This is a genomic window from Aeromonas sp. SE22 (assembly GCF_038739755.1).
GTDB classification, from domain to species: Bacteria; Pseudomonadota; Gammaproteobacteria; order Enterobacterales; family Aeromonadaceae; genus Aeromonas; species Aeromonas jandaei.
In genome coordinates, this window is sequence record NZ_JBCGFD010000003.1 from 494,789 (window position 1) to 511,786 (window position 16,998).

16 protein-coding genes and 2 pseudogenes are annotated in these 16,998 nt (G+C 57.0%); 7 read left to right on the plus strand and 11 right to left on the minus strand.

Annotated elements, in window-relative coordinates; all coding sequences use genetic code 11:
- Positions 1-14: 14 nt before the first annotated feature.
- Together AAHA39_RS20570 and AAHA39_RS20575 are read left to right on the plus strand one after the other, a co-directional pair.
- Positions 15-446, plus strand: a complete 432-nt coding sequence (locus tag AAHA39_RS20570) for a winged helix-turn-helix domain-containing protein (protein ID WP_446699563.1) — start codon at positions 15-17, stop codon at positions 444-446.
- Positions 447-892, plus strand: a pseudogene (locus AAHA39_RS20575) (IS630 family transposase).
- Positions 893-907: 15 nt separating this feature from the next.
- On the opposite strand, the gene AAHA39_RS09260 reads toward AAHA39_RS20575, so the two are convergent.
- The 4 genes from AAHA39_RS09260 to AAHA39_RS09275 form a co-directional block, all read right to left on the minus strand.
- Positions 908-1,072, minus strand: a complete 165-nt coding sequence (locus AAHA39_RS09260; RefSeq protein WP_320656922.1) for a hypothetical protein — start codon at positions 1,070-1,072, stop codon at positions 908-910.
- A 93-nt stretch (positions 1,073-1,165) separates the two neighbouring features.
- Entirely contained in the window at positions 1,166-2,698 is a 1,533-nt protein-coding gene (locus AAHA39_RS09265) for a tripartite tricarboxylate transporter permease (protein ID WP_320656921.1), read from the minus strand.
- A 9-nt stretch (positions 2,699-2,707) separates the two neighbouring features.
- A complete protein-coding gene (locus tag AAHA39_RS09270; RefSeq protein WP_139405338.1) occupies positions 2,708-3,139 on the minus strand; it encodes a tripartite tricarboxylate transporter TctB family protein in 432 nt (143 codons plus the stop codon).
- Positions 3,140-3,150: 11 nt separating this feature from the next.
- On the minus strand, positions 3,151-4,137 hold the full coding sequence (locus tag AAHA39_RS09275; protein ID WP_320656920.1) for a Bug family tripartite tricarboxylate transporter substrate binding protein: 987 nt from the start codon (positions 4,135-4,137) through the stop codon (positions 3,151-3,153).
- A 164-nt stretch (positions 4,138-4,301) separates the two neighbouring features.
- Between AAHA39_RS09275 and tctD the strand changes: the two genes are divergently transcribed.
- Together tctD and AAHA39_RS09285 are read left to right on the plus strand one after the other, a co-directional pair.
- Complete coding sequence (gene tctD, locus AAHA39_RS09280) at positions 4,302-5,033, plus strand: transcriptional regulator TctD (protein WP_225628375.1); 732 nt, start codon at positions 4,302-4,304, stop codon at positions 5,031-5,033.
- A 43-nt stretch (positions 5,034-5,076) separates the two neighbouring features.
- Positions 5,077-6,432: a sensor histidine kinase gene (locus AAHA39_RS09285; RefSeq protein ID WP_320656919.1), complete on the plus strand. Its 1,356-nt coding sequence runs from the start codon at positions 5,077-5,079 to the stop codon at positions 6,430-6,432.
- 68 nt (positions 6,433-6,500) lie between these two features.
- Here AAHA39_RS09285 and AAHA39_RS09290 read toward each other — a convergent pair whose 3' ends face one another.
- On the minus strand, positions 6,501-6,749 hold the full coding sequence (locus AAHA39_RS09290) for a GlsB/YeaQ/YmgE family stress response membrane protein (RefSeq protein WP_042031142.1): 249 nt from the start codon (positions 6,747-6,749) through the stop codon (positions 6,501-6,503).
- A 360-nt stretch (positions 6,750-7,109) separates the two neighbouring features.
- On the opposite strand from AAHA39_RS09290, the gene AAHA39_RS09295 reads away from it, so the two are divergent.
- Positions 7,110-9,188 (plus strand): methyl-accepting chemotaxis protein, encoded by a 2,079-nt coding sequence (locus AAHA39_RS09295; protein ID WP_320656918.1) that lies wholly within the window; start codon positions 7,110-7,112, stop codon positions 9,186-9,188.
- Positions 9,189-9,305: 117 nt separating this feature from the next.
- Here the strand turns inward: AAHA39_RS09295 and lpxH are convergent, their stop codons facing one another.
- The 3 genes and pseudogenes from lpxH to AAHA39_RS09310 all read right to left on the minus strand — a co-directional run bounded on the left by lpxH (position 9,306) and on the right by AAHA39_RS09310 (position 11,238).
- On the minus strand, positions 9,306-10,040 hold the full coding sequence (lpxH, locus tag AAHA39_RS09300) for a UDP-2,3-diacylglucosamine diphosphatase (protein WP_320656941.1): 735 nt from the start codon (positions 10,038-10,040) through the stop codon (positions 9,306-9,308).
- A pseudogene (locus AAHA39_RS09305) lies at positions 10,032-10,751 on the minus strand (DUF4269 domain-containing protein); the annotation flags it as partial. The pseudogene AAHA39_RS09305 and the gene lpxH, both read right to left, overlap by 9 nt.
- A complete protein-coding gene (locus tag AAHA39_RS09310) occupies positions 10,741-11,238 on the minus strand; it encodes a peptidylprolyl isomerase (protein ID WP_033115878.1) in 498 nt (165 codons plus the stop codon). The gene AAHA39_RS09310 and the pseudogene AAHA39_RS09305, both read right to left, overlap by 11 nt.
- Before the next feature lie 212 nt (positions 11,239-11,450).
- Between AAHA39_RS09310 and cysS the strand changes: the two genes are divergently transcribed.
- Entirely contained in the window at positions 11,451-12,827 is a 1,377-nt protein-coding gene (cysS, locus tag AAHA39_RS09315) for a cysteine--tRNA ligase (RefSeq protein WP_041208491.1), read from the plus strand.
- A 118-nt stretch (positions 12,828-12,945) separates the two neighbouring features.
- Complete coding sequence (locus AAHA39_RS09320) at positions 12,946-13,587, plus strand: hypothetical protein (protein WP_320656917.1); 642 nt, start codon at positions 12,946-12,948, stop codon at positions 13,585-13,587.
- Positions 13,588-13,658: 71 nt separating this feature from the next.
- On the opposite strand, the gene AAHA39_RS09325 is transcribed toward AAHA39_RS09320, so the two are convergent.
- From AAHA39_RS09325 to AAHA39_RS09335, 3 genes are all read right to left on the minus strand, one after another.
- The gene (locus AAHA39_RS09325) at positions 13,659-13,985 is read right to left on the minus strand and encodes a hypothetical protein (protein WP_320656916.1); all 327 of its coding nucleotides are present in this window, start codon (positions 13,983-13,985) and stop codon (positions 13,659-13,661) included.
- Between the two features lie 91 nt (positions 13,986-14,076).
- Positions 14,077-14,736, minus strand: a complete 660-nt coding sequence (locus tag AAHA39_RS09330; RefSeq protein WP_320656915.1) for a hypothetical protein — start codon at positions 14,734-14,736, stop codon at positions 14,077-14,079.
- 331 nt (positions 14,737-15,067) lie between these two features.
- On the minus strand, positions 15,068-16,369 hold the full coding sequence (locus AAHA39_RS09335) for a DUF3644 domain-containing protein (RefSeq protein ID WP_320656914.1): 1,302 nt from the start codon (positions 16,367-16,369) through the stop codon (positions 15,068-15,070).
- Positions 16,370-16,998: the final 629 nt, after the last annotated feature.

Sequence of the window (16,998 nt, forward strand, 5' to 3'; positions counted from 1 at the left end):
GGGGAAGTCATGACTTGCTCGTTGATTTGGGCAACAACGCCCTTCGGTGGTATCGAGATGAAGGTGTGGGGGCGTTAGAAGCCTTACCGGCTGGCCGTGCCCCGGTCCTACCTGTCGCCAAGATTGTCACCTTACTGGTGCTGCTCATGCAGTTCTCTCCGCAAGATTTTGGTTATCAGCGCAGCCGCTGGTGTACCGAACTATTGGCTATCAAAATCAATCGGTTAACAGGTCTCAATGTGGCCGCCTCCACACTTCGTCGATGGTTACCTCGTATGGGTATTGTCTGGCGCAGGCCCGTGCCGACCTTGCGGATAAAAGACCCAGCCTATCAGGAGAAAATGGCGAATATCGACGAGGCACTGGCCCGCTGTGATGCCGATAATCCGGTGTTTTATGAGGATGAAGTCGATATAGACCTCAATCCCAAATTAGGGGCCGACTAGATGTTCAGAGCGCAGCAAAAGCGGGTTGTCACACCGGGACAGAACGCGAAACATTACCTGGCAGGCGCTCTCCATGCAGGCAACGGAAGAGTGCTTTACGTCAGTGGGATAAAGAAAAACTCATCCCTGTTTATCGCCATGCTGGAAAAGCTGCGTCACCATTACCGACGAGCCAAAACTATCACGCTGATCCTCGATAACTACATCATTCACAAAAGCAAATAGACCGAGCGATGTTTAAGAAGAACCCCAAGTTCTGCCTGGTGTTCCAGCCAGTTTACAGCCCTTGGGTTAATCACATAGAACGGCTGTGGCACAAGTTACATGAAACCATCACGCGCAATCATCAATGTAGAGGAATGGCCAGCCTGCTGGCCCGAGTGAAACACTTCATGGATACAGTGTCTCCTTTCCCAGGGAATAGCTATGGTACAGCAAAGATGTAGCACTATTGGGATCAGTTATTTAGCAATAGCGGCCTTTTTGTTTTGTCCGAATGTCGCCAATGTGTCCACACAGCCTTTCGGTTCGGCTGCTCTATTTTTGCCAACAGCAATCTGTGCATCCTTTTGCGTGACATCGTCCAGCCTGTTGACGGGCTTTATCTGGTAGCTTTCTTTGGTCATGACCTCTGGCACAACTTTGTGCTGTTAGATGAAATGAGAAGGGCCCCACATGGTGGGGCCCTTCTTGCATTTGTGTGCAGAACACTCCGGTTGTCAGGAGCTTTGCTCTGCGCTGGCATCTGTGGCGGCCACGACTGGGTTGCGGCGGCCCAGCAGGCGAACCAGCGGGGGGAGGGTGATCACTGCAATGGCCAGCACCAGCAGAGTCTGGCTGATGCTGCTGCTCCACAGGATGGCGGTATCGCCATTGCTGATGGAGAGGGCGCGGCGCAGGTTCTGCTCCAGCATTTCACCCAGCACGAAGCCCAGAATGAGCGGTGACATGGGGAAGTGCATTTTGCGCAGCAGGTAGCCAAAGACTCCGAGGCCCACCATCAGCAGCAGGTCAAAGGTGGTGCTGTGCACCGCATAGACCCCCACCGCCGAGACGCTGGCGATGGCGGGCACCAGAAACCAGAGCGGGATGGAGAGCATGCGGGTGAAAATACCCACCATGGGGATGTTCATCACCAGCAGCATGACGTTGGCCAGCAAGAGGGCGGCGATCAATCCCCACACCACATCGGGTTGTTCGGTGAACATGGTGGGGCCCGGGGTGATGTTGTAGAGGGTCAGCGCCCCCATCATCACCGCCGTGGTGCCCGACCCCGGCACCCCCAGGGTGAGCATGGGGATAAAGGAGCCGCAGGCTGACGCGTTGTTGGCCGCCTCTGGCGCTGCCACGCCGCGAATATCCCCTTCGCCGAATTTGGCATTGGGCCCCGCCAGCCGCTTCTCGCTCATGTAGGTGATGGCGCTGGCGATGGTGGCGCCGGCGCCCGGCAGAATGCCGACGAAAAAGCCGATGGTGGAGGAGCGCAGCATGGTGCCGGTGCAATAGACCAGCTCCTTGAAGTTGAACAGCATCCGCCCGGTGGTGCGCACCAGCTTGCCGCCACCGCTGGTGTGCTCCAGCATCAGCAGGATCTCGCTCACCGAGAAGAGACCGATCACCACCACGATAAACTGCACCCCGTCCGAGAGGTGCACGCTGTCGAAGGTGAAGCGATAGATACCGGTGTTGGCATCCACCCCGACGGTAGCGAGCCCCAGCCCGATCAGCGCAGCCATAAAGGATTTGAGCGGGTTCTGGCTCATCATGCTGCCAAGGCAGGCGATGGCGAACACCATCAGGGCGAAATACTCCGCCGGCCCGAAGGCGAGCGACCAGCGTGCCAGTGCCGGGGCGAACAGAATGATCCCGCCGATGGCGAGCATGGAGCCGACAAAGGAGCTGACCGCCGAGATGGAGAGGGCCACTCCCGCCTTGCCCTGCTGGGCCATGGGGTAGCCATCCAGCGCAGTCATGATGGCTGCGGCATCTCCCGGTACGTTGAGCAGGATCGAGGAGATCCGCCCGCCATATTCGCAACCGATATAGACGGTGGCGAGCAGGATCAGCGCCGATTCGGGGGGCAGTTTCAGGGCAAAGGCCAGCGGCAACAGGATGGCGACGCCGTTGATGGGGCCAAGGCCCGGCAGCAGGCCGACCACGGTGCCGACAAAGCAGCCGATGAGGGCAATCACCAGATTCTCCGGGGTGAGTGCCACCGCAAAGCCCTGGGATAGGTACATCCAGGTATCCATATTGACTCCTTAAGAGAACCAGACGCCGAGGGGCAGGGTGACATCCAGCAGCCTGTCAAAGGCGAAATAGAGCACCAGCCCGCCGACGATGCCGGAGAGCAGGGCGGCTTTGGCCGAGGCACCAAACAGGCTCCCTAGCACAAAGGTGAGCAGGGCGGTAGCCAGCGGAAAGCCCAGCCACTCGAAGCTGGCGCCGTAACCGGCCAGCGCTGCCACCATGATGGCGAGGTGGCGCAGGGTACGCAGCGGCGGCCAGCTGACGGTGTCCGGCTGGCGGCGTAGCAGGAGCAGGGCACAGAGTGCCATCAGGCCGAGGATCCCGAGCGGAAAGGGACGTGGCCCCAGCGGCTCATAGCTGTATTCGCTCTGGTACTGCCAGGCGAGGGAGGCCCCCGCCAGACAGAGCAGCAGCCAGATGGCGGCAAAGATGCGATCGCTCATGGCTGCGGCTCCTACTTGGCCAGACCGAAGGCCTTGGCCTGCTCGCGATATTGCGCCACCTGGGTCTTGACGTAGCTGTCGAGCGCATCCCCGGTCAGATCAAACTCGAACAGGCCGCGCAGATCTCGCTGCGCCTTGAAGGTGTCGGTTTTCACCAGCTGATCGAAGGTCTCTTTCCACCACTGGTATTCGCTGTCGCTCACCTTGGGACCGACATAGAAGCCGCGGATCACCGGCCACTCCAGGTCATAACCCTGCTCCCTGGCGGTGGGAATGGTGGCCAGCTTGCCGGGCAGCCGCTCTTTGGCGAACACCGCCAGCACCCGCAGCTTGTCGCCACCGATATAGGGCACCATCTCGCTCAGATCGCCGGAGACCGCCTGCACATGGTTGCCCAGCAGCGCGGTGACCGGCTCGCCGCCCCCTTCAAAGGCGACGTAGCGCATCTTGTGCGGATCAACGCCCGCCTGTTTGGCCAGCAGCGCCGTCTTCATCCAGTCCTGACTGCCGATGGAAGCTCCCGCCCCGATGACCACGCTGTTGGGGTCGTTTGCCATGGCATTCACCAGATCCTTGAGGTTCTGATAGGGGGCATCATGGCGCACCGCGATCATGCCGTAATCGGTCCCTACCGCCGCCAGCCAGCGCACATCATCCACCCCGTAACGGCCAAATTTCCCCTGAGAGAGGTTGAGCAGAGAGCCACCGGAGAAGGCGACCACAGTCCCCGCTTCGGCAGGGCGCTGTGCCACGATGGCGTTGTAGGCCACGGCACCGACCCCGCCCGGCATATAGGTGACCCGCATCGGTTTGTCGATGGTGCCGGTCTCCTGCAGGCTCACCTGCAACAGCTTGCAGGTGAGATCGAAACCACCGCCCGGTTTGGCCGGTGCGATGCATTCGGTACGGCTCGGGGCGGTGGCACTCTCGGCCGCCTGCAGCGGCAGGGCGCCGAGCAGGGTCAGCAGGGCGAGGGCATGACGTTTACGTTGCTTCATGGTTGTGTGCTCCATCTTGTCGTTGTTTTTTCTCGGTGTGACTCCGTCGATGGACGAAGTGATGCGAAATTGTTAAAACAACAACCTTTCATTCACCTTTCAATCGCTGACCAATTGGCGGGAGTGTGACCGTGATCGCACCTTGTTCCGCTCAGGCAGAGTGAATGGATGCAGTTGCAGCACTGTGGTTGCACGCCGTCGTTAAGAACAAGGGGATAGGGATGCGCTTGCTGTTGGCAGAAGACAATCACGAACTGGCCCACTGGTTGTCGCGGGCGCTCACCAGCGCCGGTTTCGCGGTGGATTGGGTGGCTGACGGCGCCCGGGCCGATCACCTGCTGCGCCACGAAAAATACGCGCTGGCGGTGCTCGATATCGAGATGCCCAAGCTCGACGGGCTGGCGGTACTCGGCCGGTTGCGCAGCCGGGGGCAGGGATTGCCGGTGCTGCTGCTCACCGCCCGCGGCGCGGTGGAGGAGCGGATCTGCGGTCTCAATGCCGGTGCCGATGACTATCTGGCCAAGCCATTCGATCTGGGGGAGCTGGATGCCCGGCTGCGGGCCCTGCTGCGGCGCAGCGAAAGTGGCGGCGCCGAGCTGCGGCTGGGGCGCCTGACCCTGCATCCCGACGGCTATTTTCTGCTGGCCGATGCCCGGCTGGCCCTGACTCCGCGCGAGCAGGCGCTGCTGACGGCGTTGATGTACCGCCACGGGCGCCCCGTCGCCAAAGGGCAGCTGTTCGAGCAGGTGTTCAACCTCGATGACGAGGCGGGGCTCGACAGCATCGACCTCTATATCCACCGGCTGCGCAAAAAGCTGGTGGGCAGCGGGGTGGTGATCACCACCCTGCGCGGGCTGGGCTATCTGCTGGAAGCGGCGCCGGAGGCCTCCCATTAGTCGCTCCCTGCTCAATCAACTGCTGCTGTTTCTGGGCGGCCCCTTGCTGATCCTCTGGGCTGCCTCGGCCTGGTACAGCTACTACGGCGCGCTGGCGGCGGCCACATCGGCCTATGATCGCACCCTGCTCGCCTCGGCCCGCACCGTCGCCGAGCGGCTGACGGCAAGCGATGGCATCCTCGAGGTGGATGTGCCCTATGTGGTGCTCGACAGCTTCGAGCGCAACATGCGCGATCGCCTCTTCTATCAGGTGCGCGGCATCGACGATAGGGTCATCTCCGGCTTTGACGACTTGCCCCGCATGCCGGACGGTACGCCCCTGACCGACCGCTATCCGGCGCTCGCTTACTTCTATGACGAAATTTATCAGGAGGCGCCAATTCGCGCCGTTATGCTGCTGCAACCGGTAGGCGAGGGGGGCGTCACCGGCATGGCCCGCATCACGGTGGCGGAAACCCTGCTCGGCCGCCAGCAACTGGCACAGCAGCTGCTCTGGTCGGCCGTGCTGACCCAGGGGGCGCTGGTGGTGCTCACCCTGCTGCTCGCTTATCTGTTGCTCAAGCGGCTGCTCACCCCGATGCGCCGTTTGTCGCGGGAGATCCTGCGCCGCGATGCCGCCACGCTCGCTCCCTTGCCGGATCTGCTCCCCTGGCAGGAGACCCGGCCGTTGGTGCAGGCGTTCAATCGCCAGCTGGCCCGCTTGCGTCAGCTGGTGGCCCGGCAGGAACGTTTCAGCGCTGATGCCGCCCATCAGCTGCGCACCCCGCTCACCATCCTGAAAACCCAGGTTGAGGTAGCGCGCGGTAGTGGCGATCCCGCCCTGATGAGCGAAAGTCTCGATGCCATGGCAGTGCGGCTCGATCACACCATCGCCCTGACCGAGCGGCTCCTGCTGCTGGCCCGGCTCAAATCGGACGAGTGCTCCGGGCTGCGCCTGCGGGATCCCATCGAATTGACGGCGCTGGTGCAGCAGGCCTGTCTGTCGCGGTTGGCGCAGGCCCGCAGCAAGGGGATAGATCTCGGTTACGAAGGGGAGGAGTCCGCCATCATGGTGGTAGGGGAGCCGCTGCTGCTCGGGGAGCTCTGTGCCAATCTGCTCGACAACGCCATCAAATACACCCCGCCCCACGGCACGGTGACGGCGCGGGTGGTGCGAAGCAACGGGCAGATCTGGCTGGAGGTGGAGGATAGCGGTCCCGGCATTGCCCCCGAGCTGGCAGAGCGGGTCTGGCAGCCGTTCCAGCGCCTCGAGCAGGGGAGCGAACAGCCGGGGGCAGGGCTTGGTCTGGCACTGGTGCGCGACATCGCCCACTACCATCACGGCGAGGTGGTGCTGCTGCCTGCCCCGCAGCTGGGGGGCTTGTTGGTCAGGCTGATCTTGCCGCAGGCAAAATCGTGAAGGTGATACAAAAAGAGAGGGCACCTCGCGGTGCCCTGTTTATCTACACATAAGATGGCGTTGGGTTGTCAGCTGCGGATCTTGTTGAAGACAAACAGGACGATAAGGGCTCCCACGGTGGCGATGGCGATGCTCGAAATATTGAAGCCGGTCACCGAGCCCAGACCCAGCAAGGTGCCCACATAGCCGCCGACCATGGCGCCGACAATCCCCAGCAGGGCGGTCATGAAGAAGCCACCACCGTCGCGGCCCGGCATGATCCACTTGGCCAGCATGCCAACCAGCAATCCCAAAATAATCCAGGTGATGAAACCCATGAGTCACTCCTCTCTGTTTATGTGAGGGGCACATTATAGGGATGCGGCTGGCGATGCGAAGGGCTCCACCCCCTTGGCTGGTCACAAGCTGTCGGACTTGTTATGACGCAGGAGGTATGTCACTGAGCTTGCCCTCAGTTGGCAAAGCACTGACGCCGCTTTTGCAAATTGCATTGCATCTTGCTGGATTGATCTGGATCAAGAATCTGTTTTTCCCATTTTGAAAACAGAGTGATGCAATAAACCGGTTTTTTTGTTGGCACAGCTTATGCGTTGTTGAGATGCCAGCTTGGCATCGTGTAGTTGGATCCCTTGCTGGAATGGTTTTTCCGTCCTGCAACGGGTCTATGAGGTGATGCCATGGCTACAGCACAAGGACTCTTGCACAACAACACCTTCGAGCTGAAAGAGGCTGCTATCGCCTCGCACAAACCGGTGAGAGGGAGCTCCGTCAAGTGGATGATGATCAAGGGTGGCATACTGGTGGCGGTGCCGCTGCTGGTGGCCTCTGTGGTCTCCATCTGGAGTAGTCAAACCCAGCTGCGAGCCCAGGAGAAGGTTGACCTCCTGGAGCGTGCTCAATCGACCTTCCAGGCAACCCGATTCGATCTGGTGCAGATCCAGCAGTTTCTGACCGATGCCTCGGTGACCGGCGATACCGAAGAGGGGATCGCCGAGGCGGCTACCTACCGTGATGATGCGTTGAAAAATCTCGATACATTGGCTCGCACCCTGCCGGATCTCACCGACGAGATCCTGCCAATGCAGGACGTGGCCAGGCAGCTGCAGGAGAGAGGGATCGTCATGGTCAACGCCTATGTCCAGAAGGGGCGGGAGGCCGGCAACGCCATCATGACCAGCCCGGACGGGTTTGATGCCATGGTCGAGAATGGCGCCGGGAAGCTCGATCGCATCTCCCACGAGCTCGACAACCGTATTGCCAGCGCCATCGCCAGTCGGGACGAGGCCAAGGCCCTGTCACTCTGGATAAGCCTCGGGGCCGGGCTGGTCTCCCTGCTCTTTGTAGCAATGGCCTATCTGATCCAGTATCGCCATCTGATGCGCACTCTGGGGGGCGAGCCGGACTATGCCGCCCGGGTCGCTGCCGAGATCGCAGCCGGCAACCTGACCGTCAGGATCGAGACCCGCTTTGGTGGCAACAGCGTGCTGGGCACCATGCGCATGATGGCCGAGCAGCTTAGCGGTCATATGCGCCAGATTGACCTGCGTACCCGCCAGCTGGCCCAATCCTCCTATCAGATCTCCGATATCTCCAGAACCATCACGGATGCGGCCCAGACCGAGCAGCACCACTCCGGTGAGGTGAGCCGTGCCAGCAACGATCTCTCCTGCGCGGCCGAGGCGGTATCGGGTCTGGCCGCTCAGGTCGGGCAGCAGGCCGAACTGGCCTACCAGAGTGCCAACAACAGCACCCGGGTGATGAGCGAGAACATCGAGGAGATGCGCCGCGCAGTGACCGAAGCGCAGCAGGCCGAGCAGAAGACTCGCCAGCTGAGCGAGGCAAGCCAGAAGATCCAGGTGATCACCCAGTCCATCACTGCCATCACCGAGCAGACCAACCTGCTGGCCCTCAATGCTGCCATCGAAGCGGCCCGTGCCGGTGAACATGGTCGCGGTTTTGCCGTGGTGGCTGACGAGGTGCGCAAGCTGGCCAACCATGCCGGACAGGCGACCAAAGAGATCAACGGGATTGTCACCACCCTGAGCCAGCTTATCGGCGAGAACGAAACCACGGTGAAGAGCGTGATTGCCCGCACCCACCTCACCATGGACAAGGCCCACGAGGCGAGCCAGTCCATCAACGGCTTGATGGGCGAGATTGAGCGCAGTGTCGGGGCCGCCGACCAAATCCGCACCACCAGCGACGAGCAGATGCACAAGCTCGCCTCTCTCAATGCCCATCTGCACGATCTGCTGCACGCCCTCTCCGAGAATACCGAGAAGGTGCAGACCACCGGGATCATCAGCCGCACCCTGTATGAAGAGTCGAGCCAGCTGCGCGATATCATGGAGCAGTTCCGCTTCGAGGCGGCCAGCAGCGTCGATCGCGCCGAACACGAGCTGCGCGGCGCCCCCCGTATGTATCAGCACATGATGGTGAAGGTCGAGGCCGCTGGCAGCTTCCATGAATCGATTACCGAGGACTTCAGCGTGACCGGTCTGCGCCTGCGTACCGTACAGTCCCTCGAATTGCCCAAAAAGGCGCAAGTCGAGCTCAAGATCTACACCCCCAAACCCTCCATCGACCTCTATCGCAACCAGACACCGCTGGCTGTGACCGCCAGAGTGATGTGGTCGAAACAGGAGGCCGAGGGCGAGGTCTACGGGCTGGAGTTCATCAACGTGACACCGGCCATTCGCAGCAATCTGGAAGCCTGCTTCAAGCACTATGCGCTGGAGCCCAACTTCAGCCGCTAACACCGCCTCGGCGTGCAGCGCTTCGGGGGGCACCGGTAGAGCTGCCGCAACAAAACAACAAGGGGCGCGTCACTGCTGACGCGCCCCTCTCTTTACGGATGCCTTGTGAACCTGCTGTCAGCGTGCGGCTGCCAGCGGCCTTGTCTCCAGCTGCTGCTCGCCGGGGCGGCAGACCAGTACCGAGCCCTGCTCGAACCAGTCACCCAGCACGATACGCCGGGCAGGCGCGCCATCGAGCTGGAAGTGGTGGATGGCGGGTCTGTGGGTGTGGCCGTGGATCATCACCTTGCAGCCGTGCTGGCGCAGCATCTCGTCAACCGCAGCTGGCGTTACATCCATGATGCGCTGGCTCTTGTGGGCGTTCTCCATCTGGCTTTGGCCGCGCATCTTGCGGGCGATGGCCTGCCGGCGGGCGAGCGGCAGGCGCAGGAACAGCCAGCGCAGCCACTTGAGCTGGGTGATGCGACGAAACTTCTGATACCCCTCATCCAGGGTGCAGAGCAGATCGCCGTGGCTCAGCACCACCCGCTCGCCATAGAGTTCGATCACGCACGGATCCGCCAGCAGGGTGATGCCGGCGCGTTTGGCAAACTGTTGCCCCAGCAGAAAGTCGCGGTTGCCGTGGATAAAGTAGATGGGCACATTCTGCTGGCTCAGGGCCAGAAAGGCGTCAGCCATCTCCTGATGGAGCGGGTTGGGATCATCATCGCCAATCCAGAACTCGAAGAGATCGCCGAGCACATAGAGGGCATCGGCGCCCACCGCCTCCTTGGCCAGAAAGTGCACCAGTGCGGCGGTCATATTGGGCCGAACGCTGCACAGGTGAATGTCGCTGATAAAGAGGGTGCGCATGGCCGAGCCGTTGCTGCTGGTCGCATCCGCTTCGGGAGTCGCGATAGCGGCGGGCCACACCAGATGGGCCAGCTCCTGCCCCTCCAGCGTCAGCAGCGCGGCGTAAGGATCGCCCGCCAGACCCAGCAACCGGCACATGGCTGCTTCCCCTTTCAATCCCTCTTCAAGGCGCAGGCGCAGCACTTCGCGGTAGAAGTCATCGCCAAAGTGCTCGAGCAGGGCCGCCATCAGGGTGAGGTGGCGCCAGCCATTCAGCGTCTCGATAGGGGCGGGGGTGACGTACAGCTCCACCGGCCAGCTGGCCTCGCTTTGATCGCAACCGCTATCGGCACTGTGTTGGTCGAGGCGGGGAAAGGTGCGCTCCAGCAGCCAGACATTGTCGCCCTTGGGGCTCGCCTGCCAGCCTTGCTCTGCAAAAGTAGCGGCAAACGCCGCCGGATCAGGATGCTGGCAGAGGATATCGAGATCGCTGCCCGGCCGATCGAGGCCGATGGCGAGCGTGCTCACCAGCGCCAGATCGGCGCACTGCGTTGCCAGCTCATCCCACACACCGGCGGTGAGCAGGGCATGGGCCGAGCGCTGGCGCGGGTTGCCGTGGGCCAGATAGTCGAGGCGGCGCCAGTTTGGGCTGGCAGTGGGGGAGGCAGATGGAAAAACTGCGGCCGGGGCCGCAGTTTTGTCAGTGCCGAGTCGGCAGAGATCAGTCAGCAAGGGTCACCTTGGTGATCACCACGTCTTCGGTCGGAACGTCCTGGTGGATGCGGCCGTAGTTGCCGGTCTTGACGCCCTTGATCTTGTTGACCACGTCCATGCCGGCGGTCACTTCACCGAATACGCAGTAGCCGAAGCCCTGAGTGGTAGCGGATTTGAAGTCGAGGAAGTCGTTGTTGTTCACGTTGATGAAGAACTGGGCGCTGGCAGAGTGCGGCTCCATGGTGCGGGCCATGGCGATGGTGCCGATCTTGTTGGACAGACCGTTGGCCGCTTCGTTCTTGATGGGGGCGCGGGTGTCTTTCTCTTCAAAGCCCGGGGCATAGCCGCCGCCCTGGATCATGAAGCCGTCGATAACACGGTGGAAGATTGTGTTGTCGTAGTGACCGTCACGGCAGTATTGCAGGAAGTTGGCCACGGTTTCCGGGGCTTTTTCAGCATTCAGGGTGAGGGTGATGTCGCCGTGATTGGTGTGCAGAGTGACCATGATATGTCCTTTCATTTGATGCGGACGACGAAGTGCCCGCAGGTGTATGGCATAAAGTGGTGGCAATTCTAGCCCATCAGGGGCTGGCGGCATAGTCTCTCTGGCGCCGTAACCGTGCTGGCAGGCGGGATTGGCCACGTTTTCTGCCTCGTTTTCTGCCCCTGAACGGGGTATCATGACCAACCATTTTACTCACAGGCAGTGGTTAGAAGATGCTGAAGATATACAACACACTCACTCGTCAAAAAGAAGAATTCAAACCTATCCACCCGGGCAAGGTGGGCATGTATGTGTGTGGTGTCACCATCTACGATCACTGTCATATCGGCCACGGCCGCACCTTCGTCGCCTTTGATGTGGTGGCTCGCTACCTGCGTTACGCCGGTTACGACCTCACCTATGTGCGCAACATCACCGACGTGGATGACAAGATCATCAAGCGTGCCGCCGAGACCCAAGTGACCTGCGACGAGCTGACCGAGCGTCTGATCGGCGACATGCACGCCGACTTCGACGCCCTCGGCATGGTGCGCCCGGATATCGAACCGCGCGCCACCCAGCACATCGAAGAGATCATCGAGCTGGTGCAATCCCTGCTGGAAAAAGAGCACGCCTACGTGGCGGATAACGGCGACGTGATGTTTATCGTCGAATCCTATGCCGACTACGGCAAGCTCTCCGGTCAGGATCTGGAGCAGTTGCAAGCCGGTGCCCGCGTCGACGTGGTCGATGCCAAGCGCAACCCCTTGGACTTCGTGCTGTGGAAGATGTCCAAGCCGGGCGAGCCGACCTGGGAAAGCCCCTGGGGCCCGGGCCGTCCTGGCTGGCACATCGAGTGCTCCGCCATGAACTCCAAGCACCTTGGCAACCACTTCGACATCCACGGCGGCGGCTCCGATCTGCAGTTCCCGCACCACGAGAACGAGATCGCCCAGTCCTGCTGCGCCCACGGTGGCGACTACGTCAACACCTGGATGCACAGCGGCATGGTGATGGTGGATAAAGAGAAGATGTCCAAATCCCTTGGCAACTTCTTCACCATCCGCGATGTGCTTGCCCACTACGACGCCGAAACCGTCCGTTACTTCCTGATGTCTGGCCACTACCGCAGCCAGCTCAACTACTCGGAAGATAACCTGAAGCAAGCCCGCGCCGCGCTGGAGCGGATGTACACCGCCCTGCGCGATCTGCCGGTGGCCGCTGCTGCCGGTGGCGACGAGCAGGTGGCGCGCTTCAAGGAAGCGATGGACGACGACTTCAACACCCCGGAAGCCTACTCCGCCCTGTTCGATCTGGTGCGCGAAATCAACCGCCAGAAGGGTGAAGACATGGCCGTTGCCGCCGCGCTGGGCGCCCGTCTGCGCGAGCTGGGCGCCGTGCTCGGCATCCTGCAGCAAGACCCCGAAGCTTTCTTGAAGGGTGACGAAGCGGATGAAGAGGTTGCCGAAATCGAGCGCCTGATCGCCGAGCGTAATCAGGCCCGTGCCGACAAGAACTGGGCCGCGGCGGATGCCGCCCGCAACCGTCTCACCGAGATGGGTATCGTGCTGGAAGACAGCGCCGGCAAGACCAGCTGGCGCCGTGCCTAAGGGCCGCCGGTTGACGATCTGACGCAGAGCGCAGCCCTTGGGCTGCGCTCTTTTTTTCAGGGCACGGCGCTTTGTTCAAGGCGCGGCCCATGCAAGCGAACATAAGGAAGATGGCACCATGAAGATATCCAGCTGGCCCGTGCTGGCACTGGCCCTCTCTGCGGCGGCCCTGATCGCCCCGGCCCATGCGGGCACCACCACCAGCGGCAAACTCGATCCGGCCGCCAGTGCCCGCGCCAAGGCCAAGGTAGCCCAGTTTCTCGACTGGGAGCGCCAAGTCAAACCGAGTGGCCTCTATCAGAGCGATCTTGGCGGCACGCTGCCCACTATCGTCTCCCCCGAGCTGCTCTGCCTGCTCAATGCCGCCTCAAAGGCGCGCGAAATAGCCACCCGCGAGGCCCCCGACGAGAAGCCCCCCTTTGTCGAGGGCAACCCCTTCCTGCCCAACGCCTGGGATAACCTGCTGGGCTCGGAGATCCTCTCGTCGCGCGCCATCGCCGGCAGCCGGGATCGCAGCGAGGTCAAGGTGCGCTTCACCTTTGGCGAGCCGGGCACGCCGCTTGACGCCCCCAGCGGCACCTACCGTTTTGTCAGCACCTATCTGGTACAGGACGGGCCGCAAGGCGCCCGCATCACCGATATCGACGCCGGCGGCAGCTGCGACTTCTGCCAATCCGGCAGCCTGCGCGCCGCCCTCTATGAGACGCTCACCACCTATCCCGCCGCAGGGGGAGAGCAGTGCAAGGGGTTGGGGAAGTAGTCTTTTAGCCTGAGTGAAAAAGTGTTTGGGGAATAGAAATAAAAACCGCAGCTCAAGGCTGCGGTTTTTATTTAGATAGGGGATAAATGTGGTTTTCTTTGTTGATTCCAAAAATATATCAACGTTATAGAAAATATCGTCCCAATAGGAATGCTAAACAGATTTAGTACTATATAAATCCAAAAAATGATTGCCATTCCAAAAGATTGTTGAATCAAGCCAAGATAGGCGCAGTAGTGAAATGCGATAACTAATGCTGCACCAATCAATGATATGGTAATGCCATTTACGCTAAAGCTATCAGAGAAAATGTATCCAAGAGCTGCGGAAACAACCAATCCACATAATGCGGAAATGATAAATAGTATTTTTGCTATCAAAATATGTTTGCTTGTCATATACTTCCTGAACTGATTTATACTTTGTGGTGAATGTATTTTATTGTTAAGTATGGTATTGCCCAGTCCACTTGAGCTAACGTAGTTTTTTCTAATGACGGTTTTCAATCTTCCAATGTGTACCTGTATTACATGCTTTATTGTCTTTATTGCATCGAGTTACTTTGTTTTTGTCATCGCTCATATAGAGCTGAAACCAAGCCTGCTCCAGACTTTTGTTAAAAATAAAATAAGCAGGTTCCTCAATGTTGATCTTTTGTGGTTTTTGGGGGCTGCAAATTAAAAAATGAGGTTTTACATTTGGCCATGTATTTTCGTTGCCGAAAATAGCCTTGAACCGTTTGTTTTTGCTGTCTAACTGAGCATTGCTAAAGTAGCTATCGCCTTTAGCCTCAATCATTACAATATGGGTTGTGTTTTCGTGATCAACAAAGGCAAGAAGAAAGTCGACATCCTCTTGAGTTCCTGATATTTGATAGTCGATTTTAATGCCATCTTTTTCTATGAAGTTTCGTTCAAAAGCTTTATCGGCATTATTGTGGGTTAGGAATAAGCTGGCATAAATCCAGTCAAGGTGATAATCCATCGCGGCAAAGTATTCTCCCGAGATTTTCATACCGATTAGTTCTGATATTTTATCAAGCTGCTTTTCAGCCATGCGAAAATCTGGATTTCCCAGCATTTGTCCGACCAAGTAAAACCGCTCTTTACGGTTAAATGACTTCAGGTTTTCAATTAGTTTATTGCTCATATAAATTCCGAAAAATTCTTCTTTGAAAATAGATGTATGGTTCTGGCGTAGGTTAGATTAGCGAAGCGTGATTGGACGTTCGAGAAATAAGGTGTTATTACAGTGAAATACTCACGGTCGGGCTTTCTATATACAACCATTTTCCTATAGGGATATCTGCCGTTTGTACTTGTACTCATCATGATTTTTCCACCTATGCAACCATGTCGGTGATATTTGCTTCATAGATGAGACAATCTGGCTTCGTTATAGGGTGGGTGAGGGGGGAGCAGGGATAACAACTCACCAGATTTTTGCCCCGAATAGGCGGTTACCTTGCTGATTGTATAAATCATGCATTGTTGCTTCTTAATCTAAGGCTGGATAGGTTTATTTCATTTTTTGTTATCATTTTACAAATATCACTTATAACTTTTTCGGAATATCTGTGATATTGAGGGTCTTTATTTTCATAGTGCCATTCATTATTGCTGTTTTTCCATTTCATTTTCCTTGTTATCAATCTAAAATCATGGCTCGTAAATATATGCTTTCCATATTTGTCCTGCGCAACGAAATAGGTGCTTAATGATGATGAACAGGTTTGAGAACTAATTATTCTGTTGACATTCGATACTACATCAGACTCTTTATATGGATGCGTTATTTCTCTATCAATAGGTTTTTCTATTACAATGGCTTTTTTTAAGCCAGCAATCCCCTCTTCAACATATGAAAGTACAACGGGATTCCCATGTTCATCATCTTTGGCATAAACCAGTTTTATTGGTAGTGGTATAGCAAAGCTAGAGTCATTTTTGTTTTCAATTTCCTGCTCTAATTCATTGACTAGGTTTAATACATCATTGCCAATACTGTTTCCGTAAGTCTGATTTAACTGCATTAGATTCACATTGCTGATATTACCAGTGATAGTTAACAATCCTGATTGTGATGGATTTAGAAAAGGTAATTCAGAAAATGCTTCAAAAAACATAGAATAGTTTATAACACCAGACTGAAATAACCGAGAAAGCAAACCTTGAGTTTCTGGCATTAATAGATGAGCTGCGTAGTCACGATAATCGACAATTTTCTCTATATTATCCTTTACTGAATCGGGCTCTTTAAATACAACTTTTAAACATTGTCGCAATGAGATAGTCTTACCATATTTGACTCTTGCTTTTTTGTCATATATTTCCTCTTCACCATGACTTTCTATTATTTTAGCTTTTAATATTTGCTCCCAAGCAGTACAGAAACAAAGGACGAAGCAATCTATTCTGTTTTCTAAAGAAGGTCTATTATATATCTCTAAGGCGAGAATCATGTTTTCCTTTGAACGTTTAAGTAATGACTTGGCGAGCTTAGAGGTGCAGTTATGTCCTAGCTCTTGTATGTGTTTAGATTGAGATAATTTCTTCGCAAATTCAACCTCATTGATATTGGTTGTGTTTGACACATCAAATGGGCCAGAGTCATTTTGAGCGCTAAGGAAAAATGCTAATTGCCCTTTTTTCCAGTATGTTAAAAACGTGCTTTCTTTCCATTTTGCAGTGGATAGAATCTCAGGTAAATCAATTTTCTTTTTCTCTAATTCATATGTCTTTAGCTTCAAAAACAAGCTGGAAATTGAATTTTTAATTCTCATCTTAAATCTCAAGTTAATGTGTAAATAGTTTTATATTTAAACAACAGCCTGTAGGTCCGATGATAAAAGCGCAATCAGCTATTCGAAAATAAGGTTTTATTACTGCTAAATGCTGACTATCGGGCCTTCAATATAAAACCGTTTCCCGATAGGGATGGGCACCGCTTGCCGTTATACCCGCCATGATTTTTTCACCTATGCAACTATGTCGATGGCGCTTGTTGCATAGGTGCGACAATCTGATCTCGCCATGGGGTGGGCGAGGGGTTTGCTGTGAGCTAACAACCCGCCCGATCTTTGCCCCGAATAGGCTGGGGAGTGTTAGCACGGTGCAATGTGCTGCGCTTGTTGCACCCTACGCCTGTTAATCGGCCTCGGCGTTGCGGGTTGGCTGTTGCCCCTTGTTGTTCGCCGGGGTGATCCCGTTTGTCCCATACCGTAGGGTGCAATGAACGAAGTGAATTGCACCTCTATTCGACGCGGGTTTGCTTGCGGCAACAGGCTTGGCGGATTGCGTCATGGGCTTCACCTGCAAGGGGAGCGGTTAACACGGACGATTACGCTTCGCTAATCGACCCTACCGACCCTGCTGGCGAAGTCATGCCAACGGGGTTGGCGACCCCTCACCC

What these genes read in the sequence shown, in the direction of transcription:
- AAHA39_RS09260 (WP_320656922.1), bottom strand. Translation starts at nt 1,072, where the DNA reads ATGACCAAAGAAAGCTACCAGATAAAGCCCGTCAACAGGCTGGACGAT.
- AAHA39_RS09265 (WP_320656921.1), bottom strand. Translation starts at nt 2,698, where the DNA reads ATGGATACCTGGATGTACCTATCCCAGGGCTTTGCGGTGGCACTCACC.
- AAHA39_RS09270 (WP_139405338.1), bottom strand. Translation starts at nt 3,139, where the DNA reads ATGAGCGATCGCATCTTTGCCGCCATCTGGCTGCTGCTCTGTCTGGCG.
- AAHA39_RS09275 (WP_320656920.1), bottom strand. Translation starts at nt 4,137, where the DNA reads ATGAAGCAACGTAAACGTCATGCCCTCGCCCTGCTGACCCTGCTCGGC.
- tctD (WP_225628375.1), top strand. Translation starts at nt 4,302, where the DNA reads ATGGATGCAGTTGCAGCACTGTGGTTGCACGCCGTCGTTAAGAACAAG.
- AAHA39_RS09290 (WP_042031142.1), bottom strand. Translation starts at nt 6,749, where the DNA reads ATGGGTTTCATCACCTGGATTATTTTGGGATTGCTGGTTGGCATGCTG.
- AAHA39_RS09295 (WP_320656918.1), top strand. Translation starts at nt 7,110, where the DNA reads ATGGCTACAGCACAAGGACTCTTGCACAACAACACCTTCGAGCTGAAA.
- lpxH (WP_320656941.1), bottom strand. Translation starts at nt 10,040, where the DNA reads ATGCGCACCCTCTTTATCAGCGACATTCACCTGTGCAGCGTTCGGCCC.
- AAHA39_RS09310 (WP_033115878.1), bottom strand. Translation starts at nt 11,238, where the DNA reads ATGGTCACTCTGCACACCAATCACGGCGACATCACCCTCACCCTGAAT.
- cysS (WP_041208491.1), top strand. Translation starts at nt 11,451, where the DNA reads ATGCTGAAGATATACAACACACTCACTCGTCAAAAAGAAGAATTCAAA.
- AAHA39_RS09320 (WP_320656917.1), top strand. Translation starts at nt 12,946, where the DNA reads ATGAAGATATCCAGCTGGCCCGTGCTGGCACTGGCCCTCTCTGCGGCG.
- AAHA39_RS09325 (WP_320656916.1), bottom strand. Translation starts at nt 13,985, where the DNA reads ATGACAAGCAAACATATTTTGATAGCAAAAATACTATTTATCATTTCC.
- AAHA39_RS09330 (WP_320656915.1), bottom strand. Translation starts at nt 14,736, where the DNA reads ATGAGCAATAAACTAATTGAAAACCTGAAGTCATTTAACCGTAAAGAG.
- AAHA39_RS09335 (WP_320656914.1), bottom strand. Translation starts at nt 16,369, where the DNA reads ATGAGAATTAAAAATTCAATTTCCAGCTTGTTTTTGAAGCTAAAGACA.